Below are 26,384 nucleotides of genomic sequence, written 5' to 3' on the forward strand. Positions count from 1 at the left end.
GGCCGGCGGGCGCAAAAACTCCCTCCCAGCGTACTGAGCACGGGCCCGCCCCGCCAAAGCAGGGCCCTGGACTGCGGCTATGGCCCGCCGGGCGTCTCGCCGGGTGTCTCGCCGGACACGAAGGCCGCCCGCAATTCCTCCTTCAGCGAGCGCTGGAACGCGGTCACCAGGGCCTGCACCACCATCGGCTGCATGTGCGCGGACAGCGCCTTCATCGACTCCACCCGCTCCGGATCGCTCTCGCCCTCCGTGAACGGCCCCCACACCTCGTCCCGGAACAGTGCGGTCAGCTGGTGCGCCGCCGTCCGGGCGTGCCCGAGCAGCACCTCGCGCGCGACCAGGATCGTCTCGTGGGCGATCGGTACGTCGAGCAGCGCGACCCCGAGCCGCAGCAGCCCCATGTCCACCCGGAAGCCCTCCGGGGTCGGCGTCAGCACGTTCATGGCCGTCAGCCGCCGGATGTCGGTCTCCGTCAGGCTCCGCCCGGCCCGCTTCTCCAGCTCCGCGCGCGAGGAGTCCAGCGCGGCGTCCGGGGCCCAGGTCGCCACCAGTGCGCGGTGGATGGCCAGGTCGTGCGCGCTCAGGTCGTCGGGCAGGGCGTCGAGGTAGCGCTCGATGGCGGAGAGGGTCATGCCCTGGTGCTGCAACTCCTCGATGAGCGCGAGGCGGGACAGGTGCTCCGGGCCGTAGCGGCCCACGCGACGGGGTCCGATCACGGGAGGGGGCAAAAGGCCGCGGGTGCTGTAGAACCGTACGGTGCGGACGGTCACACCCGCCCTGGCCGCCAGTTGGTCGACGGTCAGCGACGCCGGCTCCGGTGCTTGGGTGGTCATGGGCTCTCCGCCTCGTTCTCTGATCAGCACGTCTCTGGACGGCACAGTTCTCATCGCCACCGTTCGTGTTCAACAGTATTGCTGTCGCACCAACGATGTGAAACGGCCAGGAGCTGCCCATGCCCACGAAACTGCGACTTCCCGCACCTCCCGACGAGCTCACCCTGCCCGCCCTGCTGGCGCGCAACGCCGCCGAGCACGGCAGCCTCCCCGCCCTCTCGTGGCGCGAAGGCCCCGACGGCACGGCCTGGACCACCCTCAGTTGGTCGGACGTCCGCCGCAAGGTGGCCGTCCTCGCCGCCGGTTACGCCTCCCTGGGCGTCGAACGCGGCGAACACGTCCTGCTGATGATGGGCAACCGCCCCGAGCACTGGCTCAGCGACCTCGCCCTGGTCCACCTCGGCGCCGTCCCCGTCACCGTGTACGGGACCTCCGCGCCCGAGCAGATCGCCCACATAGCCCGCCACAGCCGGGCCCGGCTCGCCGTCGTCGAGGGGGCCCGGGAGCTGGCCCGGTGGGAGCCGCTGCTCGCTGACCCCGGGACCCCGCTGGAACGGCTCGTCGTGGCCGAGGCCCCCGAAGCGGGCCCGCACTCGACGTACGGGTCGGTGTACGCCGGCGGCGCCCGGCTGCACCGCTCCGAAGCCTTCGAGAAGGCCTGGCGGGAGTCCCGCTCCGAGGACCCGCTGACCGTCGTCTACACCTCGGGCACCACCGGCGACCCCAAGGGGGTGCGCCTGACCCACCGCAACATCGTGCTCCAGTCCGTCCGCCTCGACCGGCACATCGAGCTGCCCGAGCACGCCGAGCACCTGTGCTACCTGCCCTTCGCGCACATCGCCGAACGGATCCTCGGCATCTACCTCCCGCTCCTGCGGGCCGCGCACGTCCGGCTGTGCGCCGACCCGGCCGCCGTGTCGGCCGCGGTGCGCGAGCTGCACCCGGTGCAGTTCTTCGGCGTGCCCCGGGTCTGGGAGAAGCTGGCCGCCTCCGTACGGGCGGTGCTCGGGCGGCTGCCCGAGGAGCAGCGCCGCGCCATCGAAGCCGCCAACGAACTGGCGCGGGAGCGTGCGGGCCACCGGGAGCGCGGCGAGGAGGTCCCGGCCGGGCTCGAAGCCTCGTACGCCGGGGCCAAGGAGCGGGTGCTGGACCCGCTGCTGACGCTGGCCGGGATGGACCGCCTGGTCTGGACGGCCAGTGCCACCGCGCCGATGCCGATCGACGTGGTGCGCTTCTGGGCGGGCTGGGGGATCACGATCATGGACGCGTGGGGGCTCACCGAGACCTCCGGCGTGTGCACGGTCAACACCCCGGACGGCTTCCGGCTGGGCTCCGTAGGACGTCCGATCCAGGGGCTCGAGCTGCGGATCGCCGAAGACGGGGAGATCTTCACGCGCGGGGAGACGGTCTTCGGCGGGTACCTCCTCCCGGACGGCTCGGTGGAGAGCGCCTCCGACGAGGCGGGCTGGTTCCCGACGGGGGACATCGGGCGGCTCGACGAGGAGGGGTTCCTCTGGCTGACCGACCGCAAGAAGGAACTGATCATCACCTCGAACGGGAAGAACGTCTCGCCCGCCCTGGTGGAGAACACCGTCAAGGAACACCCGCTGATCGGGCAGGCACTGGTGCACGGAGACGGCCACTCCTACCTCGTCGCCCTCCTCGTCCTGGACCCCGAACTCGCCCCGGCGTGGGCCGAGGCCCACGGCATCGAGGCCGCCACGCCGGCGGAGCTCGCCGCGCACCCGGCCGTACGGGAGGAGATCGACCGGGCCGTCGAAGCGGCCAACGCCCGGCTGAACCGCACCGAGCAGATCAAGCGCTACCGGCTGCTGACCGAGGAGTGGGGTCCGGAGTCGGGGGAGCTGACCCCGTCCCTGAAGCTGCGCCGCCGGGTGATCCGGGAGAAATACGCGGACTTGATCGAGGGGCTGTACGCGCAGCCGCACGAGGAGGCGCACGAGGAGGCGCAGGCCGAGCCGCACGAGGGGACGCTCGAGGAGCCGCAGGCCGAGCCGCACGAAGCTTCGTAGGAAGGTCCGTCACACGAACGGCCCTGCCCGGTGAGCGTATGGACGCTCACCGGGCAAGGGTGAGGGAATGTGCATATGCCCTGAATTCGCCACGCCGCCCGGCAAGGGCGGCTGATCGCCCATGGGTGTGCTGCAAGACCACCCTGAACTCGCCCTGTTCCTCTGCCTCGCGGCCGGCTACCTCCTCGGCAAGGTACGCGTCGGCCCGATCACCCTCGGCGGCATCTGTGGCACGCTGATCGTGTCGCTGCTGCTCGGCGCCTGGGCGAAGATCGAGATCGACGCCGACGTGAAGACGATCTTCTTCGCGCTCTTCATCTTCGCCCTCGGCTACATGGCCGGACCGCAGTTCTTCGCCAACCTCAACCGCAAGAGCATGCGCTTCTTCGCGCTCTGCTTCATCGAGCTCGTCAGCGTGCTCGGCCTCGCCTACCTGCTGGCCAAGGCCTTCGACCTCGACGTCGGCACCGCATCGGGCATCCTCGCCGGCGCGGCCACCGAATCCGCCGTGGTCGGCACCGCCACCGAGGCGATCGGCAAGCTGCCCGACCTGACCGCGGAGCAGATCACCACGTACCAGGGCCACGTGGCCACCGCGTACACGGTCTGCTACCTCTTCGGCCTGGTCACCATCGTCATCTACACCAGCCAGATCATGCCGATGCTGCTCCGCGTCAACCTGGCGGACGCCTCGCGCGCGCTGTGGGAGAAGATGCGCGGCGGCGGCTCCGGCGGCCTGGAGAGCGACGAGCGGGAGGCCATGCCCGGCCTCGTCGGGCGCACGCACCTGGTCACCCTCGCCGACGGCCGCACCGTCGGGAACCTGGAAGCGGCCTTCGCCGGCGGCGTCACCGTGGAAGCCGTCCGGCGCGGCTCCAAGGACCTCATCCCCGCCCCGGACCTCGAACTCGTGCTCTCCGACCTCGTCCTCGTGGTCGGCCGGCGCTCCGAGGCCATCGCGGCGGGCCGGGCCATCGGCCCGGAGACCCCCGGCATCCCGGGGGTGGACACCCCGCTGGCCACCCGGCAGGTCGCCATGACCGACAAGTCGGTCGCCGGCAAATCACTGGACGAGATCCGGGCCACCCACCCGGAGTTCGGGCGCAGCGGCGTGTACGTGACCGACGTGCTCCGCGGCGAGCAGCACCTGCCCGCCAACCCGGACACCGTCGTCCAGCGCGGCGACGTCGTCACCCTCGTGGGCGCCCGCTCGGGCCTGAACCGGATCGTGGACAAGATCGGCACGGTGGCCAAGAACGACGCCACCGACTTCATCTACCTCGGTCTCGGCATCGCGCTCGGCTCGCTCATCGGCCAGCTCGTGGTCCGCCTCGGCGGGGTCCCGCTCTCGCTGGGCACCGGCGGCGGCTGCCTCATCTCGGGTCTGCTCTTCGGCTGGTTCCGCTCCCGCCGGCAGACCTTCGGCGCCTTCCCGCCGCAAGCCGCCACCACCATCAAGGACATGGGGCTCGCGGTCTTCATCGCCTGCACCGGTCTGACGTCGGGCCCGCAGGCCTGGCCGCTGCTCAAGGAGTACGGGGCCCTGCTGCCGTTCGCCGGGATCGCCATGGTCCTCGTACCGGCCACGATCTCGCTGGTCGTCGGGCGCAAGCTCCTGAAGATCGAGAAGCCGTTGCTGATCGGCGCCATCGCCGGCCAGCAGTGCTCCACCCCGGCCATCACCTCGGTCACGCAGGTGGCGCAGAGCTCGGTGCCGATGCTCGGCTACACGATCACCTACGCGCTGTCCAACTTCCTGCTCCCACTCACCGGGCCGATCCTCGTCGGGATCCTGGGCGCCTGACGGCACCGGCCCCCCTCACGCCCCCCACCTCACCCGGACGGCGCCCACATGATCGATTTCCTGAACAGGAACGTCTTCCAGCCACACCCCGAACTCCTGGTCTTCATCACCGTCGCGCTCGGCTTCCTGGTCGGGAAGCTGCGCTGGAAGGCCATCGGGCTGGGCGCCGTCACCGGCTGCCTCATCGTCGGACTCGTCTTCGGCGCCCAGTTCAAGATCACCATCGACGGGACCGTGAAGAACCTCTTCTTCACCATGTTCCTCTTCGCCCTCGGCTACAAGGTCGGCCCGCAGTTCTTCCGCGGCCTGAAGAAGGACGGCCTCCCGCAGGTCCTCAACGCGGTCATCGTCTGCGTCACGGGCCTGCTCGTCTCGTGGGGGTTCGCCGTCATGCTCGGCTACGGGCCGGGGCTGAGCGCCGGTCTGCTGGGCGGCGCGCTCACCCAGTCCGCCGTCATCGGCGTGGCCCAGGACGCGATCGGGAACCTGCCGGGCCTCTCGCCCGATCAGATCAAGGAGCAGGAGAACCTCGTCGCCGTCGGCTACGCGGTCACCTACCCGCTCGGCACCATCCTCTGCGCGATGCTCCTGGCCAACGTGCTGCCCCGGCTCTACCGGCGCAACCTGGCGGCCGAGAGCGCCCAGATCGCCAAGGAGATGGACGCGCCCAGCGACAACCCGGACCTGCACGAGGGCTACTACGAGATCGTCCTGCGGGCCTACACCATCCAGCGGCCCGACCTCGTCGGGCGGACCATCGACGACTTCGAGAACCAGCAGAAGGCGCTGGGCCACCGCATCTACCTCACCAGGGTCCGCCGGGACGGGCAGATCCTCGACCACACCCAGCAGACCACGCTGCTCGAAGGCGACGTCGTCGCCGTCAGCGCCCTGCGCGGATCCCTGGTCGACTTCGACGCCCGCACCCACATCGGCCCCGAGACCGACGACGTCGAACTCCTCGGCTACCAGACCGAGACGCTGCACGTGGTCGCCTCGGAGAAGGAGCAGCTCGGCAAGACCATCGCGGAACTGCGCGCCGAGCCCTTCATGGTCGGGGTCTACGTCGACAAGCTCTTCCGCTCGGGAACGGAGTTCCCCTACCGGCTCGCCACCCAGCTGGAGCGCGGCGACACCCTGATCCTGTCCGGCCCGAAGCGGCTGGTCGACCCGGCCGGCAAGGCCATCGGCAAGCCGGTGCCCACCAGCTTCGCCACCGACATGATCTGGGTGGGCCTGGGCATCTTCCTCGGCGGCTGCCTGGGCATCCCGGCGCTCACCGCGGGCGGGGTCCCGATCTCGCTGTCCACCTCGGGCGGCGCGCTCATCATGGGCCTGGTCTTCGGCTGGATCCGCGGCAAGTACCCGACGTACGGCAACGTCCCGCCCGGCGCGCAGTGGTTCATGGACACCCTCGGGCTCTGCCTCTTCGTCGCGGTCGTCGGCATCAACGCCGGGCCCAGCTTCACCAGCGGGCTGGCCACCGCCGGCTGGGGGCTGCTGCTCTTCGGTGCCATCGCCACGCTGATCCCACTGCTGGTCGGCTTCTTCGTCGGCCATCACATCCAGAAGATCCGCTTCCCGATCCTGATGGGCGTCCTGGCGGGCGGCCAGACCACGACGGCAGCGATCGGCGCCGTCAACGAACAGTCCAAATCGCAGGTGCCGACGCTCGGTTACACGATCCCCTACGCGATCAGCAACGTGCTGCTGACCATCTGGGGCGCCGTCATCGTCATCCTCAACCACTGAACGACCACTCCGAGCGACCCCTCGACGCAAAGCCCCTCGAACTAAAGCCCCCTCGAACTAAAGGAAGTCACCGTGCCGAAGACCACCTTCAGCCGCGAGGAGATCCAGTCCTTCGCGCAGCTCAGCCCGTTCGAGCTGAAGGACAAGTTCATCCAGCTCGCCACGGCCGCCCAGGCCGACAAGCCGGGCCAGAAGGACACCACCGCCCGCGCCATGCTCAACGCGGGCCGCGGCAACCCGAACTGGATCGCCACCGGGCCGCGCGAGGCCTTCTACGCGCTGGGCTACTTCGCGCTGGAGGAGTCCCGGCGGGTGTGGACCGCCGACAACCTCGGCGGGATGCCGGAGAAGAAGGGCATCGGGGACCGGTTCGAGTCCTGGGCCCGGCGCCACCCGGACCTGCCGGGCGTGGAGATGCTGTCGACTTGCGTCCAGTACGCCCTGGAGCGCTGGCCGTTCGACAAGGACGCCTTCGTCCACGAGCTGACCGACTCCATCACCGGCGACAACTACCCGGTTCCGGACCGGATGCTGACCCACGCGGAGCAGATCGTGCGCGGCTACGTCGCCGACGAGATGTTCGGTAAGAAGCCGCCCGAGGGCAACAACCTGTCGCTGTTCGCGACCGAGGGCGGCACCGCCGCCATGTGCTACATCTTCGACTCCCTGATGAAGAACGGGATCCTGAAGAAGGGCGACAAGATCGCCCTGATGACCCCGGTCTTCACCCCGTACATCGAGATCCCCGAGCTCGACACCTTCGAGTTCGAGGTGGTCAACGTCTCCGCGAGCCTCTTCGCCGAGACCGGCGTGCGCCAGTGGCGCTACCCCGAGGAGGAGGTCGCCAAGCTGGCCGACCCCTCCGTGAAGCTCGTCTGCCTGGTCAACCCGTCGAACCCGCCCTCGCTCGCGCTGAGCGACCGGGTGGCGAACCAGATCAAGGACATCGTCGCCACCACCAACCCGAACCTGCTGATCGTCACGGACGACGTGTACGGCACCTTCGTGCCCGGCTTCCGCTCGATCGCCGCCGACCTGCCCCGCAACACCCTGCTCGTGTACTCGTACTCCAAGCACTACGGCTGCACCGGCTGGCGGCTCGGCGTCATCGGGCTGCACGACGACAACGTCATCGACGAGATGGTCGCGGGCTTCCCCCAGGACCAGAAGGACCGCCTGGCCAAGCGGTACGGCACCCTCAGCCTGGAGCCGGAGAAGATCCGCTTCATCGACCGGCTCGTCGCGGACTCCCGGTCGGTGGCCCTCAACCACACGGCCGGCCTCTCGCTGCCGCAGCAGACGATGATGGTGCTCTTCTCGCTCTTCGACATGCTGGACGAGGGGCAGGCGTACAAGGAGCGCATCCGGCAGATCGTCCACCGCAGGCTCGACCTGCTGCTGGAGGGCGCCCAGATGAAGATCTCCGAGGACGACAAGCGGGCCGGGTACTACATCGAACTCGACCTGCTGGCCGAGGCGGAACGGGTCCACGGCAAGGACTTCGCAGACTTCCTGGAGAAGAACTACGAGCCGGTCGACCCGCTGTTCCGGCTCGCCGAGCAGACCTCGGTGGTCCTCCTCAACGGCGGCGGCTTCGACGGCCCCCAGTGGTCGGTGCGCGTCTCCCTGGCCAACCTGGACGACCTGGACTACCTGAAGGTCGGCCACCACCTGCGGGCGATCTTCAACGACTACGCGAGCGAGTGGGAGCGGTCGAAGGCGACCGGCTGACGGCTGAGGCCCGGGGAAGGGGGGGTACCCGCCGGATCGCGGCGGGTACCCCCCCTTTCGGCGTGGCGGATCAGCGGCGGCGGGTCAGCGGCCGATCACGGGGTAGTGGTCGGAGAGGTTGTCGTAGGTGTAGGAGGTGCCCCAGCTGGAGACCGTCCAGGGCGCCGACTGCTCCAGGACCACGTTGTTCTCCCAGTTCGCCGGGCGGGCGTTGCCCTTGCGGTAGAGCACGTAGTCCAGGTCCTCGCGCGGGTCGGTCGGGTAGCGGTACTTCGCTATCGAGTTCAGCGCGGTGTCGAAGGAGTACGTGTGGCCCGTGCGGGTGTCGGAGTCGGCCAGGTCGGCATTGGCCAGCATGGTGGCGAGCTCCGGGGTGTGCGAGTCGACGTTCATGTCGCCCGCCACGATGACCTGCTCGCTCGCCGGGATGTTCTTGCCGTCCAGGAACGCGTCGATGTTCCGGAACTGGCGGGCCCGCATCTCCGCCGCCTCGCCCGCGCCGCAGCCCGGGTCGGTGGACTGGGCGTGCGTGCCGACCACGTGGACCTTGGCGCCGTTCACGTTCAGCACGACGTAGGCGAAGCCCTTGTTGGACCACCAGTCCGCGCCGCAGGCGTCCTTGAAGACCACCTGCTCCTTGCGCACGATCGGCCACTTGCTGACGATCGTGACGCCGCCGTCCTCCGGGGTGGTGGAGGAGTAGGCGCCGCCCGTCGCGTCCCAGCCGGTCTTGCTGCGGCCGACGACGGGGGTCTGGTACGGGTACTGCGCGGCCGAGTTGGCCTTCAGCGCGTCGGAGGCGGCGTTGTCGAAGGCCTCCTGGAGCACGACCACGTCGTGGCCCCGGTACCAGGAGGCCTTGGGGATCTCGGCCGCCCGGTGGTCCTGGCCCCAGTTCGGGTAGAGGCTCTTGCTGAACAGGAACGCGTTGTACGACAGGACGCTGAGCCGCGGTGCGGCGGCGCTCTCGGCGGCGGTGGCGGCCGGAAGCGTCGTCAGGGCGAGCGATCCGACGGCGATCGCGGCGACGGCCGCTGCGGCGGTACGGGCCCTGCGGGGCTGGGGCTGGGTCTGGGGCATGGAGGTTCCCTCGTTCCTGTGGGGGAAGATCGACTCCGCCATCCAAGCAGCCAGGGTTACTTCGCGGTAACACCTTTGACACGGTTTTCTGGACGCAGGGGGTACATCTTCGGCGCTCCGGGCCGGTCCCTCAGCCGGCCCGCCGGTCCTCGTCCGGCGCCGAGGTCCAGGTGAAGCCGCCGAGACCGCCTGCTTCCGAGGCACTGGAGGTGTCGCGGGCGCCGGAGGCGTTCTCCCGGTGCCGCCGGAACCGCAGGAGGAAGTACGCCGCCGCGAACAGCGCGAAGAGCACCGCGAAGACCAGGGCCAGGGTCACGGCGGTCCCGGCCAGCATCCAGGGGGCCAGGTCCTGCAGCCAGGCCGAGGGGGACAGGTTCATGGCCGCAGGATGCACCGTCCACAGGCTCCGGCGGAAGCCACCGGACCCCCTGCATACTGGGAGAACGGCAATTCCGGCACCCTGGGGGCCACGCATGAGTACGACGGAGCCGCCCTGTGGGGGGACGGAACGGGCGGAGGGGACGGACGGGGCGCAGAGCACGCCGCGCCGCACCTCCGGCGGCCGGATCGACCCCGAGCCCCCGCCACCCGGGGGAGTGCTCTGGACCATCGCCGGAGACGTCCGCGCGCTGCTCATGCTGCCCGCCGCCTTCACCATGCAGGTCGCCCACCCCGCCATCGGCGCCGGGGTCGACGAGCACTCCGTCTTCCGCACCGACCCCTGGGGCCGCGGCGAGCGCTCCCTGCGCTCCGTCCAGCTGTGGGTGTACGGCGGGGCGGACGCCGCGGCCGAGGGGCGCCGGGTGCGCCGCCTGCACAAGGAGATCCAGGGCACCGACACCCGGGGGCGCCGCTACCACTCCCTCGACCCGGCCTGCTACGCCTGGGTGCACGCCACCGGCTTCCCGGTCTACCTGTACGCCGGGAGCTACCTGCTGCGCCCCTTCACCCCGGCCCAGGAGCGTCAGCTGTACCGCGAGTGGCTCCAGGTGGGCCGCATCCTCGGTCTGCACGACCGGGACATGCCGCAGAGCATCGAGGAGTACTGGCCGTACTACCACCGGATGCTGGCCGAGGAGATCGAGCCCACCAAGGTCGCCCGGGAACTCCTCGCCACCGACGCGCCCCTGCCCCGCCCCGCCGGAGGCCCGCTGCCGGTCCGGCTCCTGCTGCGCCTGACCTGGCCCGTCCTGCGGACCGCCTTCCTGCGCTTCCGGGCCTTCGTCACCGCCGGCTACATGCCGCCCGAGGCACGCGCCGCGATCGGCCTGGAGTGGACCCCCGCCCAGGAGCGCCGCCTGCGCCGCTTCAGCACGGCCGTACGCCTCCTCGTACCCCTCCTGCCGGAGCGCCTGCGCTACCTCCCGATCGCCCGGGCCGCCCGGGCGCGCGTACGCGCCGCCGCCCGCTGAGGGGCGCCGGCGCGCAGCCGCGTAGGGCGCCGGGTCAGTGCGCGTCGTGCACGGAGTCGGTTGCCGCGATCTTCTTCCAGGACTTCGGCTCGGCCGCCGGCTTCGCGGCCGGAGAGCGGAGGGTGCGGGCGCCCGGAAGGGTGGCCGCCGACACCGGGTTCAGGGCCGGGGCGGACGGCTTGCCCGGGGTGTACAGCCAGGTCTCGAAGAGCTGCGCGAGCGGCTGGGCCGAGACCTTCTCCGCGTAGCGGACGAAGTCGCCGACCTTGGCGTTGCCGTAGGCCCGCTCGGTCGGCCAGCCCTTCAGGATCCGGAAGAACTTCTCGTCGCCGATCTGGTTGCGCAGCGCCTGGAGGGCGATCGCCCCACGGTCGTAGACGGCTCCGTGGAACTGGTTCTCCGGACCCGGGTCACCCGGCTTGACCTGCCAGAACGGGTCCTCGGCCGGCCGCAGCCCGTACGCCCAGTCGGCGAGCTCCTGCGCGGTGCCCTCGCCCTCCTTCTCCGACCACAGCCACTGGCTGTAACGGGCGAAGCCCTCGTTGACCCAGATGTCCTTCCAGCCGTCGACCGACACGCTGTCCCCGTACCACTGGTGGGCCAGCTCGTGCACGACCACGGACACGTTCGCGCCGTTCGCGAACTGCCGGGGGCTGTAGAACGGCCGGGTCTGCGTCTCCAGCGCGAACCCGCTGGGCACGTTGGGCACGTACCCGCCGAGCGCGTTGAAGGGGTACGGACCGAAGACCCCCTCCAGCCACTCCGCGACCTCACCAGTCCGCTCCACGCTGGCGCGCGCCGCGCCCGCGTTGTCGCCGAGGTCCCGGCTGTAGGCGTTCAGGACGGGCAGCCCGCTCGCCGTCTTGTCGGTGGTGATGTCGAACTTGCCGATGGCCAGCGTGGCGAGGTACGTGGCCTGCGGCTTGTTCGAGCGCCAGTTGTACCGGGTCCAGCCCAGGCGCGAACTCTGTGACTGCAGCACGCCGTTGCTGATGGCCTGGGTGCCGTCGGGCACGTTCACCGACACGTCGAAGGTGGCCTTGTCGAGCGGGTGGTCGTTGCTCGGGAACCACCAGGCCGCCACGTGGGGCTCCTGCGCGGCGACGCCGCCGTCCGGGGTGCGCTGCCAGGCGGTGAAGCCGTCGACCTTGAACTCCGAGGGCTTGCCCGCGTACTTGACGACCACGCTCGACTGCCGGCCCCGCTGGAGCGGGGAGGCCGGGGTGACCTCCAGCTCCGAGGTGCCGGACTTGGCGAACTTCGCCGTGACGCCGTTGACCCGGATCTCGCTGACGTCCAGACCGAAGTCGAGGTTGAAGCGGGACAGGTCCTGCTTCGCGGTGGTGAGCAGGGTGGCGGTGCCCTCCAGCAGGTCGGTCTTCGGCTGGTACCGGAGGCGCAGGTCGTAGTGGGAGACCTCGTACCCGCCGTTTCCGCTGGCCGGGTAGTAGGGATCGCCGATACCCGGTGCGCCCGGAACGGAACTCGCCGCCGACGCCGGGATCACCAGCAGAAGGGAGGCGGCGAGCACGCTCGGGGCGATGACTTTGCGGTGCACCTTGAACTCCAAGGGGTAGGGGAGTGGCTTCCGTTCGACCGTATTCACGGCCGGTACCCCGCGTCATGTCCATGGCCCCTGCTGTCACACGATCGCCACGCGTCTGAAAAACGCCCGTGCGGAACGCGCCGGTCCGGGCGGCCGCAACACCTGGCGCACCGCTCCTGGCCTGCGCCGATCGATGTCCGGATCTGCGGGTCGGCCGTCATTGCCCGCGCGTTCGCAGCGTCCTAGCGTTGCCGTTGTGGCCCCAAAGCCGGCCGCACACCCCACCCTCGTGAGAACGGCACTCCCATGGCTACCACCACCCTGCGTCAGCTCAACGGCTTCGACGAGACCCCCGCGACCTTCGAGGACGCGGTCCTGGTCCTGGTCGACTACCAGAACACCTACACCGGCGGCGTCATGGAACTCGACGGCTGGGAACCCGCGCTGGCCTCCGCCTCCCGGCTCCTGGCCCGGGCCCGCGAGGCCGGCACCCCCGTCGTCCACATCCGGGACGGCGGCTACGGCGTCGACACCGAGCCGGGCACCCTCCACGCCTCGGTCGCCCCCCGGGACGGCGAGGCCGTCGTCACCAAGTCCGTCCCGAACGGCTTCCACCGGACCGATCTCCACGAGATCATCGAGGCCACCGGCCGCAAGAACCTGATCATCGCCGGGTTCATGACCAACATGTGCACCCTCTTCACCACCGAGGGCGCCTTCCTGCACGGCTACGCCCCGACCGTCGTCGCCGACGCCTCGGCAACCCGGGCGCTGGAAAGCCCGGCCGGCGCCCTGGCGGCGCAGCAGATCCACCAGGCGGCCCTCGCCACGGTCACCGAGCTCTACGGGGTGGTCGTCGCGACCGGAGCCGAACTGAAGTAGCGCCGGAACGCCCCCTCTCCGACAAGGCCTTGCCGGAGAGGGGGCTTCCGCGCCTCAGGCCGGGTAGCCTTCCGGCCCCTGCCCACCGAGGAGCGGATCCACGCCATGCGGAACAGAGCCGAGACCGTACCGACCGTCCTCGCCCTCCTCGCCGGCCTGGGCGCGGTGACCGGCGGGATCATCTGGGCGTCGAGGTCGGCCTACGCCCTCGACGGCGGGTTCGAGAGCGAGGACCAGGACCTCTCCGTCCTGTTCGTCGACCTGCCGCTGATCCTCATCGGCGGCGTGCTGATCCCGGCGGCCGCGTACGCGGTGGCCCGGCAGCGCCGCGGCGCGGGCATCGTCCTCGCCCTGGTGGCGACCGGTCTGGCGGCGTGGGGGCTGATGAGCTGGTGGACGCCCCAGCAGGGGCCCGACGGCTACTACGAGCCGGGCATGTAGCGGTGTTCCCTCTCGCCAGCGGTTCACCGGCGGTGCGGCGCCCCGCTCTTCTCTCCATACCAAGCAGTCGTTAACCTGCACGCCATGACACTTCCGGCGCACGCCGCCCGCCGCTGCTGGCACGGGGCGATCAATCCGCTGCACTCCACCGTCTACTTCTCGCCCGACCTCGGCAAGGAGTTCGCCGCCCTCGGGATCACCGACCCCAACGCCGTCAACCTCGCCTCCCGCTCCGCCGCCATGGGCGCGGTCGGCGCGGGCACGGTGACGGCCACCTTCTACAACTACCGCCACGACCTCGTCGCCCGGCACCTGCCCGCCGTCTGGGACACCGCCACCCCCGAGCAGGTCCTCGCCGCCCGGCTGCGGGCCGTGGACACCACGCTGCGCCGGCTCCTCGGCGAGGAGACCATCGCCTCTCCCCAGATGGCCGAGGCCGCCGGGCTGGCGATGCGTGCGACCGAGGCCTGCACCCGGCACGCCCGTACGCTCTACTCGGCCCACGCGGACCTCCCCGTACCCGAGGAGCCGCACCTCAAGCTGTGGCACGCCACCACCCTGCTGCGCGAGCACCGCGGCGACGGGCACCTCGTCGCCCTGCTCACCCTCGGCCTGGACCCGCTCGAGGCCCTGGTCAGCCACACGGCCAGCGGCCACGGCATGACCCCGAAGTACGTCAAGTACATCCGCGGCTGGGACCAGTCCGACCTCGACGCGGCCGCGGACCGCCTGCGCGAGCGGGGCCTGCTCGACGCCGCGGGCGAGCTCACGCCCGAGGGCGCGGCGCTGCGCGAGGCGCTGGAGACGGAGACCGACCGCCTGGACGAGGCCCCGTACGAGCACCTCGGCGCGGCCTCAGTCGCCCGGCTCGCGGAGATAGGCGGCGGTTTCACCGTCCAGGCCTTCGTCGCCGGAGCCTTCCCCGCGGACCTCATGGGCAAGGCCTGAGACCGGACCGGGCCCGGCTCCCGACGTCCGCCGCCGCCACCTGCCACAATTGGCAGCCTTCCGACGCAGCACGCAGCACGCAGCACGCAGCACGCAGCACGCAGCACGCACCAGCATCACGCATACGTACGAAGGCAGGCGGGACCGCACAGTGACGATGTCCATCGAAGGCAGGATCGCCGAGGAGCTCGGCGTACGGGAGCGGCAGGTCAAGTCCGCCGTCGAGCTGCTCGACGGCGGCTCGACCGTGCCGTTCATCGCGCGCTACCGCAAGGAAGCGACCGAGATGCTCGACGACGCCCAGCTGCGCACCCTGGAGGAGCGCCTGCGCTACCTGCGCGAGCTGGAGGACCGGCGCGCGGCGATCCTCGACTCCGTACGGGAGCAGGGCAAGCTCGACGCCGAGCTGGAGGCCCGCATCAACGCGGCCGACACCAAGGCCCGGCTGGAGGACATCTACCTCCCCTTCAAGACCAAGCGCCGCACCAAGGCGCAGATCGCCCGCGAGGCCGGTCTCGCGCCGCTCGCCGAGGGGCTGCTGGCCGATCCCTCGCAGGAACCGGCCGTGGCCGCCGCCGCGTTCGTAGACGCGGACAAGGGCGTGGCCGACGCGGCCGCCGCCCTGGAGGGCGCCCGCGCCGTCCTCACCGAGAAGTTCGGCGAGGACGCCGACCTCATCGGCGAACTGCGCGAGCGCATGTGGGGCCGCGGCCGGCTCGCCGCGAAGGTCCGCGAGGGCAAGGAGGAGGCGGGCGCCAAGTTCGCCGACTACTTCGACTTCACCGAGCCGTTCACCGCCCTCCCCTCGCACCGCGTGCTCGCCATGCTCCGCGGGGAGAAGGAGGACGTCCTCGACCTCACCCTGGAGCCGGAAGAGCCGAGCGAGACGCCCGGCCCGTCCACGTACGAGGGCATGGTCGCCCGCCGCTTCGGGATCAACGACCGCGGCCGCCCCGGCGACAAGTGGCTCGCCGACACGGTCCGCTGGGCCTGGCGCACGAAGATCCAGGTGCACCTCGGGATCGACCTGCGCTCCCGGCTGCGCGCCGCCGCCGAGGACGAGGCGGTACGGGTCTTCGCGTCCAACCTGCGCGACCTGCTGCTCGCCGCACCCGCCGGCACCCGCGCGACCCTCGGGCTGGACCCGGGCTTCCGCACCGGCGTCAAGGTGGCCGTCGTGGACGCCACCGGCAAGGTGGTCGCCACCGAGGTGATCTACCCGCACGTGCCCGCGAACAAGTGGGACGACGCGCTGGCCAAGCTGGCCCGCCTCGCCAAGGAGCACGCGGTCGAGCTCGTCGCCATCGGCAACGGCACGGCCTCCCGGGAGACCGACAAGCTCGCCGCGGACCTCATCACCCGCCACCCCGAGCTGAAGCTCACCAAGGTGATGGTCTCGGAGGCCGGCGCCTCCGTGTACTCGGCGTCCGCCTTCGCCTCGCAGGAACTCCCCGACATGGACGTGTCGTTGCGCGGCGCGGTCTCCATCGCCCGGCGCCTGCAGGACCCGCTCGCCGAACTGGTGAAGATCGACCCGAAGTCGATCGGCGTCGGCCAGTACCAGCACGACCTGTCCGAGGTGAAGCTCTCGCGCTCGCTCGACGCCGTGGTCGAGGACTGCGTGAACGGCGTCGGTGTCGACGTCAACACCGCCTCCGCGCCGCTGCTTTCGCGCGTGTCGGGGATCAGCGGCGGACTCGCCGAGAACATCGTGGCGCACCGCGACGCCAACGGCCCCTTCCGCAACCGCAAGGGGCTCAAGGACGTGGCCCGGCTCGGCCCGAAGGCGTACGAGCAGTGCGCGGGCTTCCTGCGGATCCGCGGCGGGGACGACCCGCTGGACTCCTCCAGCGTGCACCCCGAGGCCTACCCGGTGGTCCGCACCATGGGCAAGACGGCGGGCAGCGAAGTGGCCGCCCTGATCGGCAACACCGGTGTGCTGCGCTCGCTGAGGCCGGAGCAGTTCGTCACCGAGGCCTTCGGCCTGCCGACCGTCACGGACATCCTGCGCGAGCTGGAGAAGCCGGGCCGGGACCCGCGGCCCGCGTTCAAGACGGCGACCTTCAAGGAGGGCGTCGAGAAGATCGGCGACCTGGCCCCCGGGATGATCCTGGAGGGAGCGGTCACCAATGTGGCCGCCTTCGGCGCCTTCATCGACATCGGCGTCCACCAGGACGGGCTGGCGCACGTCTCGGCCCTGTCGAAGAACTTCGTCAAGGACCCGCGGGACGTGGTGAAGCCGGGCGACATCGTCCGGGTCAAGGTCATGGACGTGGACATCCCGCGCAAGCGGATCTCGCTGACGCTGCGGCTGGACGACGAGGCGGAGCGGGGCGGCGCCGACGGCGGCGCCCCGAGGCAGCGCGAGGAGCGGGGCGAACGGCGCGGCGGCGGCCGGCCCCCGCAGCAGCGCGGCCCGGAGGGCAGCCAGGGCGGCCAGGGCAGCCAGGGCGGTCAGGGTGGCGGCGAGCGCGGCCAGGGCGGCCAGGGCGGCTCCCGCGACGGCGGCAAGGGCCGCCGCCAAGGCGGTCAGGGCGGTCAGGGCGGCGGCCAGCGCCAGGGCGGTCAGGGCGGCGGCGCGCCGGCCCCCGCCAACAGCGCGATGGCCGACGCCCTGCGCCGCGCGGGGCTCAGCGGCCCCGACGAGCGGGGCGGCCGCAAGCGCTAGCCGCTCGTGACAGCGCGTACCGGATTGGCTGAATATCCACCCGACATGGGGACATACCTTGCCAAGTCATCCGGATGATCTGTAGGGATGACGGAACGCCCGTTCGTCTTCAGGCGAGCGGGCTTCCGTGTTTCCCCCTCAGGACCGCACTCCCGAGGTCGCCTTGAAGGCTAAGGACGTCATGCCCCAGCCCCCGCACGCCTATCATCGTTGCCCGAGAAAGGGTCCGAAGAGGGAACATATGCGCCACCCTCAATCCAGTCTGCGCAAACGGTGCGAGGCGATTCTCGGCCGTCTTGAGCTGACGCACCCCTTCTCGCTCGAGGGACTGTGCGAGCGGATAGCCGCGCAGCGGGGCCGCCCCATCCGGCTCCACCCGCTGCCCAGGGAGGCCGCGGAGTCCGGAGTGTGCGGACTGTGGGTCGGCACCGCCGACGTGGACTACGTCTTCTACGAGGCCCAGACCACCCCGCTGCACCGGGAGCACATCGTGCTCCACGAGATCGGCCACATCCTCTTCGGGCACCACTCGCTGGAAGCCCCCGTCGAGGACTCCCCGGGCGCCGACGGGGCGGACGGATCCGTGCCCACCGTGCTCGGGCGCACCAACTACACCACCCGTCAGGAGCGTGAGGCGGAGATGCTCGCCAGCATGATCCGCATCCGTACGGGGAGCCGCGGCCCGCACCTCGGCCACGGCGCCGGCGGAGGCCGGGACACGCTCGCCCGGCTGGAGTCCGCGATGGGCTACGAGCGGCGCGGACGGGGGCCGGTCCACCGTGGCCTCTGATCTGATCGCCTTCGGCGACGCGCTCGCCGTCCCCAGCGTCGTCTGCCTCTGGATCGCCGTCCTGCTCCGCGCGCCGGGCGCCCTGCGCGCCCCGCACCAGCGGGGCCTGTGGCTTGCCGTCGCCACCGCCGCGGCCGCGATGACCCTGAACCTCCCCGACGTCGTCGCCTACGCCATGGGCCGCGACCCGGGCTACGCGCACACCATCGGGCTGGTGCGCAACCTCATCGGCGTCCTCTCGGCCGGCGCCGTTCTCTACTTCGTGGCCGCCGCCACCCGGGGCCGCCGGCTCCAGATCGCCTCCGGCGCCGGCACGGTCCTCTGGCTGACCGTCCTCGTCGCCCTGGACGCGGCCGCGCCCGACCACGGCACGCACACCATCCCGCCCGCCGGCGACCCGGTGCCCTCCCTCGCGTACTGGCTGGTGCTGATCTCCGCCCACCTGCTCGCCAACACCATCTGCGTGTCGGTCTGCTGGCGCTACAGCCGTCGCGCCGAGAGCCGGGGCCTCGCCGCCGGACTGCTGCTGTTCGGCCTGGGCACCGCGCTCGCCGGGGTGTTCTGGTTCGTGTACCTGCTCAAGGCGCTGTTCGGTTTCACCTGGGCGATGCCCGCGAACCCGCTGCTGATGAACGCGCACGGGCTGCTCCGCGCCGCCGCGATCCTCGTCCCGACGCTGTTCGGCTTCCGCCGCACGGCCTCCGACATCGCCACGGCCTGGCGGCTGTGGCCGCTCTGGCGCGACCTGGTCCACGCCGTCCCGCACGTCGCCCTCAACAAGCCGCGCGCCGGCCGGGTGCTGGAACTGCTGTGGCCGCCGGTCCCGCGCAACCTGCTCGTCTACCGCAAGGTCATCGAGACCCGCGACGCCATCCTGATCCTGGGGGAGTACGTCGCCCCGGGCGTGCCGGAGCTCGCGCGCAGCCACGTGGCCGGCAGCGGAGTACCCGAACAGCGGGCCAGTGCGGCCGCGCTGGCCTGCGTACTGAAGGAGGCGCGGCAGGCGAAGCTGGCCGGGATCCCGCAACAGCGGTCCGACGAGAACGCCTTGGAGCTGCCCGCGGCCCTCCAGACCTCGGCCGAGGGGGGAGACCTGGAAGGCGAGGCCCGCTTCCTCGTGGACGTGGCCCAGGCCTACGCCTCACCGGCCACGGCGGGCTTCACCCCGTGACCTCCCCACCACGCTCGACTGCCAGGAAGTGAACGTCTCTTGACCACCACCGTACTGATCACAGGGGCCAGCGCCGGACTCGGCGCGGCCTTCGCCCGCGGGTTCGCCGCCAAGGGCTGCGACCTCGTCCTCGTCGCGCGGGACAAGGGCCGCCTCGAAGCCGTCGCCGCGGACCTCGCCCGGGAATTCGGCACCGTCTGCGAGGTGTTGCCCGCCGACCTGCTCGACGCGGGCGGGCTCGGAGCCGTCGCCGAGCGGCTCGCCGACCGGGCCCGGCCCGTCGACATCCTGGTCAACAACGCCGGCTTCGGACTCCCCGCGCCGTTCCCGTACAGCCCGGTCGAGGACGAGGAGCGGATGCTCGACCTGCTGGTGAAGGTGCCGCTCCGGCTCACCCACGCGGTGCTGCCGGGCCTGCGCGAGCGCCGCCGCGGCGCGGTGCTCAACGTCTCCTCGGTGGCCGGACTGCTCCCGACCGGGACCTACGGCGCGGCGAAGGCCTGGATCACGGCCTTCAGCGAGTCGCTGCGCGTGGACATGGAGCCGTACGGGGTCCGCGTGCTGGCGGTGGTGCCGGGATTCACCCGCACCGAGTTCCAGGAGCGCGCCGGGATGGACGTCTCCGCCCTGCGCGACGCGGTGTGGCTGGAGCCGCACGACGTGGTGGCCCGGGCGCTGAAGGACCTGGCCCGGCGCCGGCCGGTGAGCATCACGGGCCGGCGCTACCGGGCGTACGCGCTGGCCGCCCGCCACCTCCCGCGCGGCTTCGTGGCCCGGAAGATGGCCCGCACGCGGCGCCCTCCGGCGGACGCGGGGTAGTCCCCTCCCGCGCGGGACGGAGCCGGGCCCGGCAGGTCAGCGGCCGCCGATCCGGTCCACCGCCTCCCGCGCGTCCCGGAGCAGTTCCTCGTCCATGAGCAAGCTCGCGCCGTACCGGCGCGGCGGCCCGGCCGCCACCGCCCGCAGTGCGGGCAGGGCGGCCGCCGCGGGCGGGCCGATCGCTCCCAGCGCGCGCACGGTCCGCAACGTCAGCTCCGTGACGCGGTGTTCGGCCAGCGGCGCCAGCTCCGGCAGCAGCGCTGCGACGGCGGGGGCCGGATCACCGGTGATCCGCCACCAGGCTTCGGCGGCGCCGACCCTGATCCACTCGCCGGGGCAGTCGAGCAGGGCCCGCACGGAGTCGGCGTACGGGGCTGCGAGCGGACCCAGGTCGGCGAGGTAGCGCAGCACCGGGCGGCCGAGTCCCGCCCGGGCCGCCGCTCCGCCGACCCACAGCGCCAGTTCCGGGTCGCCGGTCACCCGCCAGTGCGCCCAGGCCGCGGTCTGGGCGCCCTGCCACGGCTTCGGCGAGCGTTCGGTGCCGACGCCGAACCGCCACGGGCTGGTCTCCCCCCGGGCGAGCGCGGCCAGCGCCCCGGCGGCGGCCGAGGCGGCCGGGCCGATCCGCCCCAGGGCTTCGGCGGCCGGCCGGGCGGACCTGGTGTCCAGGAGGTCGGCCAGCTCCGGCACGGCGGGAGCCGCGGCCGGGCCCCATGGGGCGAGGATCCGCAGGACCTCGTCGGTGCCGCGGGCACCGGGCCCCATGGCGAGCCGCTCCCGGAAGACCGGCAACAGCTCCGGTGCCCAGCGCACGGGCAGTGGCCCGACGTCCTGGGAGTCCCCGAACCGCCGGAGGTACAGGGGCAACGCGCGCGGATCCTCGAAGCGGACCAGTGCCCCCAGCGCGGCGTGCGAACCCCGCCAACCGGGGCCGACGGGCCGCTCGACCGCGCGGACGATCCGGTCCGCGTACGGGGCGGCCGCACTCCCGCACCCGGCGAGTGCCACCAGCGCTTCGTCCGCGACCTCGGGCTCGTCCTCCAGTCCGGCGGCCACCGTCTCCCACAGGTGCGCCGCCGGACGGCGCCAGGAGCGGAGCTGGAGGCCGGCCGCCCGGACGGCTTGGGCCCGCAGGGCCGGGTCCCGGTGCCGGGCCAGGCCCTCGACCAGCGCTTCCCCCTCGCGCGGATGCGCCGCGACCTGAACCGCGTACCGGTCCACCGACTTGTACCCCTCGGACCAGGGCACTTCCGGCAGCCGGCCGGTACCGATCTCGGCGAAGACCCCGGCGACGCGGCGGCCCGCGCCCTGCGCACCTCCGGGCGCGGCGGTCAGCACCACCCGCGCGGAGGCCAGCCGTACGAGGGGGTCCCGCTGGTCCAGCCAGGCCCGGGCCCACTCCGCGGCCGCCGGCCGGTCGCCCGGTCCCGACAGCACTCCCACCGCGAGCAGTTGGGAGACCAGCGCCGTCGAGTCGCGCTCCACGGCGGCCTGCCGCCGCAGAGCATCCAGCGCCGCGGGATCCTCCTGCCGGAGCCCGCGCAGCACCCAGGCCGCGCCGGTCCGGACCTCGGCCGACCGGTCCGAAACCAGCGGCACGACGAGGTGAGCACGGGCCGCGAAGGCGAGGAAGGTGTGGCGGTGCACGCCGACGCGGCGCTCGCCGATGCCTTCGGCGCGCCGGGCCAGCAGGCCGAGGACCAGGGCCCGCCGGTGCCGGTCGAGTTGCGGAAGCAGCTCGAAGAGCCGCCCGGCGATTTCCACGAACAGCGGCTCGTCGCTGCGCCAGCCGAACAGCTCCTCCAACTGCGCCCAGGAGGAGCCCCGCAGCCCCGGTATCAGCAGTCCGCGCAGCAGGCCGGGAACTCGCTCCTGCCCCGCCGTCACCCCTTCGAGCTCGTGCCAGGGCGTCCCGGCCCCCCGTTCGTCCATACCGGAGAGCCTAGGCGATGACGCGCCGGAGCCTCAGAGCTCGGTGACCTTGCCGTCCGCGACGTGCAGCCGGCGGGTCACCTCGACCGCGTCGAGCATCCGGCGGTCGTGGGTGACCAGCAGCAGGGTGCCCTCGTAGGCCTCCAGGGCGGACTCCAGCTGCTCGATCGCCGGCAGGTCGAGGTGGTTCGTCGGCTCGTCCAGCACCAGCAGGTTCACCCCGCGCCCCTGGAGCAGCGCCAGGGCCGCCCGGGTGCGCTCGCCGGGGGAGAGGGTGGCCGCCGGGCGGGTCACGTGGACCGCCTTCAGGCCGAACTTGGCGAGCAGGGTGCGGACTTCGGCCGGTTCGGTGTCGGGAACGGCGGCGCAGAAGGCCTCGAGGAGCGACTCGTCGCCGAGGAACAGACCACGGGCCTGGTCCACTTCGCCGACCAGGACGCCCGAACCCAGGGTGGCGGAGCCGGAGTCCGGTGCGAGCCGGCCCAGGAGGACCGCCAGCAGGGTGGACTTGCCGGCCCCGTTGGCGCCGGTGATGGCGACCCGGTCCGCCCAGTCGATCTGCAGGCTCGCCGGTCCGAAGGAGAAGTCCCCCCGCCGGACCGTCGCTTCGCGCAGGGTGGCCACCACCGAGCCGGAGCGCGGGGCCGCCGCGATCTCCATGCGCAGCTCCCACTCCTTGCGCGGTTCGTCGACCACGTCGAGCCGCTCGATCGCGCGCTGCGTCTGGCGGGCCTTGGCGGCCTGCTTCTCGCTCGACTCGCCGCGCAGGTTCTTGCCGATCTTGTCGTTGTCGCTCGCCTTGCGGCGGGCGTTGCGCACGCCCTTGTCCATCCAGTTGCGCTGCATCTGCGCCCGGCCTTCGAGGGCGGACTTCTTGCCCGCGTACTCCTCGAACTCCTCGCGGGCGTGGTTGCGGGCCCGGTCGCGCTCCTCCAGGTAGGCGTCGTAGCCGCCGCCGTAGAGGTTGATCTGCTGCTGGGCCAGGTCGAGTTCGAGGACCTTGGTGACGGTGCGCGTGAGGAACTCGCGGTCGTGACTGATCACGACGGTGCCGGCGCGCAGCCCCTTCACGAACTGCTCCAGACGCTCCAGACCGTCGAGGTCGAGGTCGTTGGTCGGCTCGTCGAGCAGGAAGACGTCGTAGCGGGACAGCAGGAGCGAGGCCAGTCCCGCGCGGGCGGCCTGCCCGCCGGACAGCGCGGTCATCGGCAGGTCGAGGCCGACGGACAGCCCGAGGTCGTCGGCGACCTCCTGGGCCCGCTCGTCGAGGTCGGCGCCGCCGAGGTTCAGCCACCGGTCGAGGGCGTCCCCGTACGCGTCGTCGGAGCCCGGGGCTCCGTCGACCAGGCCCTGCGTCGCCGCGTCCAGCTCCGCCTGCGCGGCGGCCACCCCGGTACGCCGGGCCAGGAACTCGCGGATGGACTCGCCGGGGCGCCGCTCGGGCTCCTGGGGGAGGTGCCCGACGGCGGCCGTGGGCGGGGAGAGGCGCAGCTCCCCGGTCTCGGGGGCGTCCAGCCCGGCGAGCATCCGCAGCAGGGTGGACTTCCCGGCGCCGTTGACGCCGACGAGGCCGATGACGTCGCCGGGCGCGACGACGAGGTCGAGATCGGCGAAGAGCGTGCGCTCACCGTGCGCGGCGGTGAGCTTCTTGGCGACGAGGGTTGCAGTCATGATGCCCCGATCCTATCCGCGCCCCACCCGTCCGGGTCCCGGGGCCGGGGCGGAGCGGCGGCCGGCCCGCGGGGTCACGCACCGACGAGTCGCAGGGCCGCCCACAGGGCCGTCACGCACCGGGACCCGCATGGCCGGATAGGTGGGGTACACGTCATTGCGGTCATCGCGCGGGTGTCACACGATGAGGCCATGTCGTCGCGAAACGTAATCGTCGTCCTCTACGACGGCGTACAGAGCCTGGATGTCACCGGGCCGATGGAGGTGTTCTCCGGCGCGCACCGTCACCCCGGACCCGCGCGGTACGCGCTCCGCACCGTCTCACCTGGCGGCGCCCCGGTCCGTACGAGCAGCGGGCTGCGGCTGGTCCCGGACGGGGACCTGGAGAGCGAGCGTCCGGGCGCCGGGACCACCCTGCTGGTGCCGGGAGGCCGGTACACGGGGGACTTCGCGCCGGAGATCACGGACTGGCTCCGCGCGCACGGCGGGTCCGTGGAGCGGCTGGTCTCGGTGTGCACCGGCAGCCTGCTGCTGGCCGAGGCCGGGCTGCTGGACGGACGGCGGGCGACGACCCACTGGTACGTGTGCGAGCGGATGGCCCGGGACTACCCGGCCGTCACCGTGGAACCCGACCCGGTCTACGTCCGCGACGGGCCGGTGTCCACTTCGGCCGGGGTCACGGCGGGCATCGACCTCGCGCTGGCGCTGGTGGAGGAGGACCACGGGCGGGAGCTGGCGCTGTCCGTCGCGCGGCACCTGGTGGTCTTCCTCCGCCGGCCCGGGAACCAGGCGCAGTTCAGCGCGCAACTCGCGGCGCAGACGGCGCGGCGGGAGCCGCTGCGGGAGGTGCAGCACTGGATCACGGAGCACCCGGAGGAGGACCTGAGCGTGGAGGCGCTCGCCACGCGGGCGGCACTGTCGCCCCGGCACTTCGCGCGGTCCTTCCAGGCGGAGACGGGGGTCACGCCGGGGCGGTACGTGGAACGGGTCCGGGTCGAGCACGCGCGGCGGCTGCTGGAGGAGGGCGGCGAGGGCATCGCCCAGATCTCCCGGGCCTGCGGCTACGGCAACCCGGAAGCCCTGCGCCGCGCATTCGTGAAGGCCCTGGGCCAGCCCCCGGCCGAATACCGCCGCCGCTTCGGCACCCCGCCGCGGCCGACCCCTGACCCCTGACCCCTGACCCCTGACCTGACCCCTGACCTCTTGACCTCGCCCCCAGGAACCGCGCCCCCGACCGTGCCCCGGCCGCACGACCGCCGGACCCCGACCACCGCTCCGGAGGAGCCATGCAGATCGCCGTACTGCTTTTCGACGGATTCACCGCCCTCGACGCGATTGGGCCCTTCGACACCCTGGGCCGCCTCCAGGGCGCCGAGACCGTGTTCGTGGCCGAGCGGCCGGGGCCCGTACGGACCGACCAGAGCTCGCTCGCGCTCGTCGCCGACAAAGGGCTCGACGAGGTGACGAGGCCGGACATCGTCCTCGTGCCCGGTGGGCGGGTCACGGACCGGGAGATGAAGAACCCCGTGGTACTGGACTGGCTGCGGACCGTCGACGCCACCAGCACGTGGACCACGTCCGTCTGCAGCGGCTCGACCCTGCTCGCCGCCGCGGGCCTGCTCGAGGGGCGCCGGGCCACCAGCCACTGGCTGTACCTGGACCGGTTGCCTTCGTTCGGGGTGGAGCCCGCCTCGGAGCGGGTGGTCTTCGACGGGAAGTACGTGACGGCCGCCGGAGTGTCCGCGGGCATCGACATGGGGCTCACGCTCCTCGGCCGCATCGCGGGAGACGCGTACGCGCAGACGGTGCAGCTGATGACCGAGTACGACCCGCAGCCGCCCTACGACGCGGGCTCCCCCGACAAGGCGCCTGCCGAGATCGTCGCCCTGCTCCGCTCGCTCACTCCGCCGGCGGAGTCCAGCTGAAGGCGGGCGCGCGGCGTCCCAGGAACGCGGCGACCCCCTCCGCGATGTCGCCGCTCGCGGCGGCCTGCGCGGCCCAGTAGGCGTCCCGGTCCGTGCGGCCGTCCGCGAATTCCTTCGCCGAACTCTGCGTGAGCTGTGAGCGTGTGGCCAGGATCCGCGTGAACTCCGCGACCCGCTTGGCTAGTTGCCCCGCGGGCAGCAGCTCGTCCAGCAGTCCGGTGCGCAGCGCCCGCTCCGCGTCGATCAACTCGGCGGAGAAGAGCAGGTACTTGGCTGCGGCCGGGCCCACCAGGGAGGCGAGGCGCCGGGTGGACGAGGCCGGGTACACGATGCCCAGCTTCGCCGGCGTCACCCCGAAGGAGGCGCCTTCCTCGGCGAACCGCAGATCGCAGGCGGCGGCCAGCTGGCTGCCCCCGCCCACGCAGAACCCGCGGATCGCGGCGAGCGTGGGCTTGGGGAAGGCGGCGAGCGCCTCCTCCGCCGCCACGGCCAGGGCCTGCGGGTCCTGGTCCCCGGTCAGCGAGGAGATGTCGGCCCCCGCGCAGAAGGTCTCGCCGGCCCCCGTCAGGACCAGCACCCGTACGGCGGGATCCGCCGCGTGCCCGGCCAGCAGTTCCGGCAGCCCGCGCCACATCGCGGCCGTCATGGCGTTGCGCTTGGCGGGGTGCGAGATCACGACGGTGGCGACCCCGTCGGCGACGGAGGAGAGGAGGGCTGCGTCCATGCGCCGGATGCTATCCCGGGCGGTCAAACCTATGATCAAGAGACCGGTACCCGGCAGCTCGGTGGACCGGCAGGCAGTCGAGGAGTGGTCCGAGGAGTCCGTCGGGGGCATCGAGGAGGTGGCGCGTCCATGGGCGCAGACCGTGCCGAGCGTGCGGACCGCAAGGACCGTACGGGTCCACAGGACACGAAGGACGACAAGAAGAAGGTCAGCCGCAGCTTC

Annotated in this window: 21 protein-coding genes; 14 read left to right on the top strand and 7 right to left on the bottom strand. The window is 72.1% G+C overall.

The window, feature by feature from the left end:
• Positions 1–77 precede the first annotated feature (77 nt).
• Positions 78–833: a MerR family transcriptional regulator gene (locus MTF69_RS28285; RefSeq protein WP_243338981.1), complete on the bottom strand. Its 756-nt coding sequence runs from the start codon at positions 831–833 to the stop codon at positions 78–80.
• Between the two features lie 119 nt (positions 834–952).
• Between MTF69_RS28285 and MTF69_RS28290 the strand changes: the two genes are divergently transcribed.
• The 4 genes from MTF69_RS28290 to MTF69_RS28305 all read left to right on the top strand — a co-directional run bounded on the left by MTF69_RS28290 (position 953) and on the right by MTF69_RS28305 (position 8,153).
• Positions 953–2,866, top strand: coding sequence for a long-chain fatty acid--CoA ligase (locus MTF69_RS28290; RefSeq protein WP_243338982.1), 1,914 nt, complete (start codon positions 953–955; stop codon positions 2,864–2,866).
• Between the two features lie 121 nt (positions 2,867–2,987).
• A complete protein-coding gene (gene aspT / locus MTF69_RS28295; protein ID WP_243338983.1) occupies positions 2,988–4,670 on the top strand; it encodes an aspartate-alanine antiporter in 1,683 nt (560 codons plus the stop codon).
• Positions 4,671–4,718: 48 nt separating this feature from the next.
• Positions 4,719–6,422 carry an aspartate-alanine antiporter gene (gene aspT, locus MTF69_RS28300; protein ID WP_243338984.1) on the top strand — a complete coding sequence of 568 codons (1,704 nt, stop codon included), beginning with the start codon at positions 4,719–4,721 and terminating at the stop codon, positions 6,420–6,422.
• A gap of 72 nt (positions 6,423–6,494) precedes the next feature.
• Positions 6,495–8,153 (top strand): bifunctional aspartate transaminase/aspartate 4-decarboxylase, encoded by a 1,659-nt coding sequence (locus tag MTF69_RS28305; protein ID WP_243338985.1) that lies wholly within the window; start codon positions 6,495–6,497, stop codon positions 8,151–8,153.
• Between the two features lie 84 nt (positions 8,154–8,237).
• Here the strand turns inward: MTF69_RS28305 and sph are convergent, their stop codons facing one another.
• Together sph and MTF69_RS28315 are read right to left on the bottom strand one after the other, a co-directional pair.
• Positions 8,238–9,233: a sphingomyelin phosphodiesterase gene (gene sph, locus MTF69_RS28310; RefSeq protein WP_243338986.1), complete on the bottom strand. Its 996-nt coding sequence runs from the start codon at positions 9,231–9,233 to the stop codon at positions 8,238–8,240.
• Positions 9,234–9,363: 130 nt separating this feature from the next.
• Positions 9,364–9,612: a hypothetical protein gene (locus tag MTF69_RS28315; RefSeq protein WP_243338987.1), complete on the bottom strand. Its 249-nt coding sequence runs from the start codon at positions 9,610–9,612 to the stop codon at positions 9,364–9,366.
• Between the two features lie 94 nt (positions 9,613–9,706).
• Here MTF69_RS28315 and MTF69_RS28320 point away from each other — a divergent pair, with 94 nt between their 5' ends.
• Positions 9,707–10,645, top strand: a complete 939-nt coding sequence (locus MTF69_RS28320; protein ID WP_243338988.1) for an oxygenase MpaB family protein — start codon at positions 9,707–9,709, stop codon at positions 10,643–10,645.
• A 34-nt stretch (positions 10,646–10,679) separates the two neighbouring features.
• Here MTF69_RS28320 and MTF69_RS28325 read toward each other — a convergent pair whose 3' ends face one another.
• The gene (locus MTF69_RS28325) at positions 10,680–12,203 is read right to left on the bottom strand and encodes a M1 family metallopeptidase (protein ID WP_243338989.1); all 1,524 of its coding nucleotides are present in this window, start codon (positions 12,201–12,203) and stop codon (positions 10,680–10,682) included.
• A 294-nt stretch (positions 12,204–12,497) separates the two neighbouring features.
• Between MTF69_RS28325 and MTF69_RS28330 the strand changes: the two genes are divergently transcribed.
• The 7 genes from MTF69_RS28330 to MTF69_RS28360 all read left to right on the top strand — a co-directional run bounded on the left by MTF69_RS28330 (position 12,498) and on the right by MTF69_RS28360 (position 19,910).
• The gene (locus MTF69_RS28330) at positions 12,498–13,073 is read left to right on the top strand and encodes a cysteine hydrolase family protein (protein ID WP_243338990.1); all 576 of its coding nucleotides are present in this window, start codon (positions 12,498–12,500) and stop codon (positions 13,071–13,073) included.
• Between the two features lie 105 nt (positions 13,074–13,178).
• Entirely contained in the window at positions 13,179–13,514 is a 336-nt protein-coding gene (locus MTF69_RS28335) for a hypothetical protein (protein ID WP_243338991.1), read from the top strand.
• Between the two features lie 84 nt (positions 13,515–13,598).
• Complete coding sequence (locus tag MTF69_RS28340; RefSeq protein ID WP_243338992.1) at positions 13,599–14,462, top strand: hypothetical protein; 864 nt, start codon at positions 13,599–13,601, stop codon at positions 14,460–14,462.
• 151 nt (positions 14,463–14,613) lie between these two features.
• Positions 14,614–17,130 (top strand): Tex family protein, encoded by a 2,517-nt coding sequence (locus MTF69_RS28345; protein ID WP_308401467.1) that lies wholly within the window; start codon positions 14,614–14,616, stop codon positions 17,128–17,130.
• Between the two features lie 241 nt (positions 17,131–17,371).
• Entirely contained in the window at positions 17,372–17,920 is a 549-nt protein-coding gene (locus MTF69_RS28350; RefSeq protein ID WP_243338993.1) for a hypothetical protein, read from the top strand.
• Positions 17,910–19,091 (top strand): MAB_1171c family putative transporter, encoded by a 1,182-nt coding sequence (locus MTF69_RS28355; RefSeq protein ID WP_243338994.1) that lies wholly within the window; start codon positions 17,910–17,912, stop codon positions 19,089–19,091. Before MTF69_RS28350 ends, MTF69_RS28355 begins: the two co-directional genes overlap by 11 nt.
• Positions 19,092–19,130: 39 nt before the next feature.
• Positions 19,131–19,910 carry an SDR family oxidoreductase gene (locus tag MTF69_RS28360; RefSeq protein ID WP_243338995.1) on the top strand — a complete coding sequence of 260 codons (780 nt, stop codon included), beginning with the start codon at positions 19,131–19,133 and terminating at the stop codon, positions 19,908–19,910.
• A gap of 36 nt (positions 19,911–19,946) precedes the next feature.
• On the opposite strand, the gene MTF69_RS28365 is transcribed toward MTF69_RS28360, so the two are convergent.
• Together MTF69_RS28365 and MTF69_RS28370 are read right to left on the bottom strand one after the other, a co-directional pair.
• Positions 19,947–21,842: a hypothetical protein gene (locus MTF69_RS28365; RefSeq protein ID WP_243338996.1), complete on the bottom strand. Its 1,896-nt coding sequence runs from the start codon at positions 21,840–21,842 to the stop codon at positions 19,947–19,949.
• Between the two features lie 33 nt (positions 21,843–21,875).
• Positions 21,876–23,513: an ABC-F family ATP-binding cassette domain-containing protein gene (locus tag MTF69_RS28370; protein WP_243338997.1), complete on the bottom strand. Its 1,638-nt coding sequence runs from the start codon at positions 23,511–23,513 to the stop codon at positions 21,876–21,878.
• A 192-nt stretch (positions 23,514–23,705) separates the two neighbouring features.
• Here MTF69_RS28370 and MTF69_RS28375 point away from each other — a divergent pair, with 192 nt between their 5' ends.
• On the top strand, positions 23,706–24,686 hold the full coding sequence (locus MTF69_RS28375) for a GlxA family transcriptional regulator (RefSeq protein WP_243338998.1): 981 nt from the start codon (positions 23,706–23,708) through the stop codon (positions 24,684–24,686).
• A 113-nt stretch (positions 24,687–24,799) separates the two neighbouring features.
• Positions 24,800–25,438 (top strand): DJ-1/PfpI family protein, encoded by a 639-nt coding sequence (locus MTF69_RS28380; RefSeq protein WP_243338999.1) that lies wholly within the window; start codon positions 24,800–24,802, stop codon positions 25,436–25,438.
• On the opposite strand, the gene MTF69_RS28385 is transcribed toward MTF69_RS28380, so the two are convergent.
• Positions 25,413–26,162, bottom strand: coding sequence for an enoyl-CoA hydratase/isomerase family protein (locus tag MTF69_RS28385; RefSeq protein ID WP_243339000.1), 750 nt, complete (start codon positions 26,160–26,162; stop codon positions 25,413–25,415). The two genes, MTF69_RS28380 and MTF69_RS28385, sit on opposite strands and share 26 nt — an antisense overlap.
• Positions 26,163–26,384: the final 222 nt, after the last annotated feature.

The organism is Streptomyces sp. AP-93, from assembly GCF_022808175.1.
GTDB lineage: Bacteria > Actinomycetota > Actinomycetes > Streptomycetales > Streptomycetaceae > Streptomyces.

Excerpts from the sequence above, each read along its gene's own strand:
- MTF69_RS28350 (WP_243338993.1), top strand. The coding sequence starts at position 17,372 with ATGCGCCACCCTCAATCCAGTCTGCGCAAACGGTGCGAGGCGATTCTC.
- MTF69_RS28340 (WP_243338992.1), top strand. The coding sequence starts at position 13,599 with ATGACACTTCCGGCGCACGCCGCCCGCCGCTGCTGGCACGGGGCGATC.
- aspT (WP_243338984.1), top strand. The coding sequence starts at position 4,719 with ATGATCGATTTCCTGAACAGGAACGTCTTCCAGCCACACCCCGAACTC.
- MTF69_RS28285 (WP_243338981.1), bottom strand. The coding sequence starts at position 833 with ATGACCACCCAAGCACCGGAGCCGGCGTCGCTGACCGTCGACCAACTG.
- MTF69_RS28385 (WP_243339000.1), bottom strand. The coding sequence starts at position 26,162 with ATGGACGCAGCCCTCCTCTCCTCCGTCGCCGACGGGGTCGCCACCGTC.
- MTF69_RS28370 (WP_243338997.1), bottom strand. The coding sequence starts at position 23,513 with ATGACTGCAACCCTCGTCGCCAAGAAGCTCACCGCCGCGCACGGTGAG.
- MTF69_RS28320 (WP_243338988.1), top strand. The coding sequence starts at position 9,707 with ATGAGTACGACGGAGCCGCCCTGTGGGGGGACGGAACGGGCGGAGGGG.
- MTF69_RS28290 (WP_243338982.1), top strand. The coding sequence starts at position 953 with ATGCCCACGAAACTGCGACTTCCCGCACCTCCCGACGAGCTCACCCTG.
- MTF69_RS28330 (WP_243338990.1), top strand. The coding sequence starts at position 12,498 with ATGGCTACCACCACCCTGCGTCAGCTCAACGGCTTCGACGAGACCCCC.
- MTF69_RS28315 (WP_243338987.1), bottom strand. The coding sequence starts at position 9,612 with ATGAACCTGTCCCCCTCGGCCTGGCTGCAGGACCTGGCCCCCTGGATG.
- MTF69_RS28335 (WP_243338991.1), top strand. The coding sequence starts at position 13,179 with ATGCGGAACAGAGCCGAGACCGTACCGACCGTCCTCGCCCTCCTCGCC.
- MTF69_RS28365 (WP_243338996.1), bottom strand. The coding sequence starts at position 21,842 with ATGGACGAACGGGGGGCCGGGACGCCCTGGCACGAGCTCGAAGGGGTG.
- sph (WP_243338986.1), bottom strand. The coding sequence starts at position 9,233 with ATGCCCCAGACCCAGCCCCAGCCCCGCAGGGCCCGTACCGCCGCAGCG.
- aspT (WP_243338983.1), top strand. The coding sequence starts at position 2,988 with ATGGGTGTGCTGCAAGACCACCCTGAACTCGCCCTGTTCCTCTGCCTC.
- MTF69_RS28380 (WP_243338999.1), top strand. The coding sequence starts at position 24,800 with ATGCAGATCGCCGTACTGCTTTTCGACGGATTCACCGCCCTCGACGCG.
- MTF69_RS28375 (WP_243338998.1), top strand. The coding sequence starts at position 23,706 with ATGTCGTCGCGAAACGTAATCGTCGTCCTCTACGACGGCGTACAGAGC.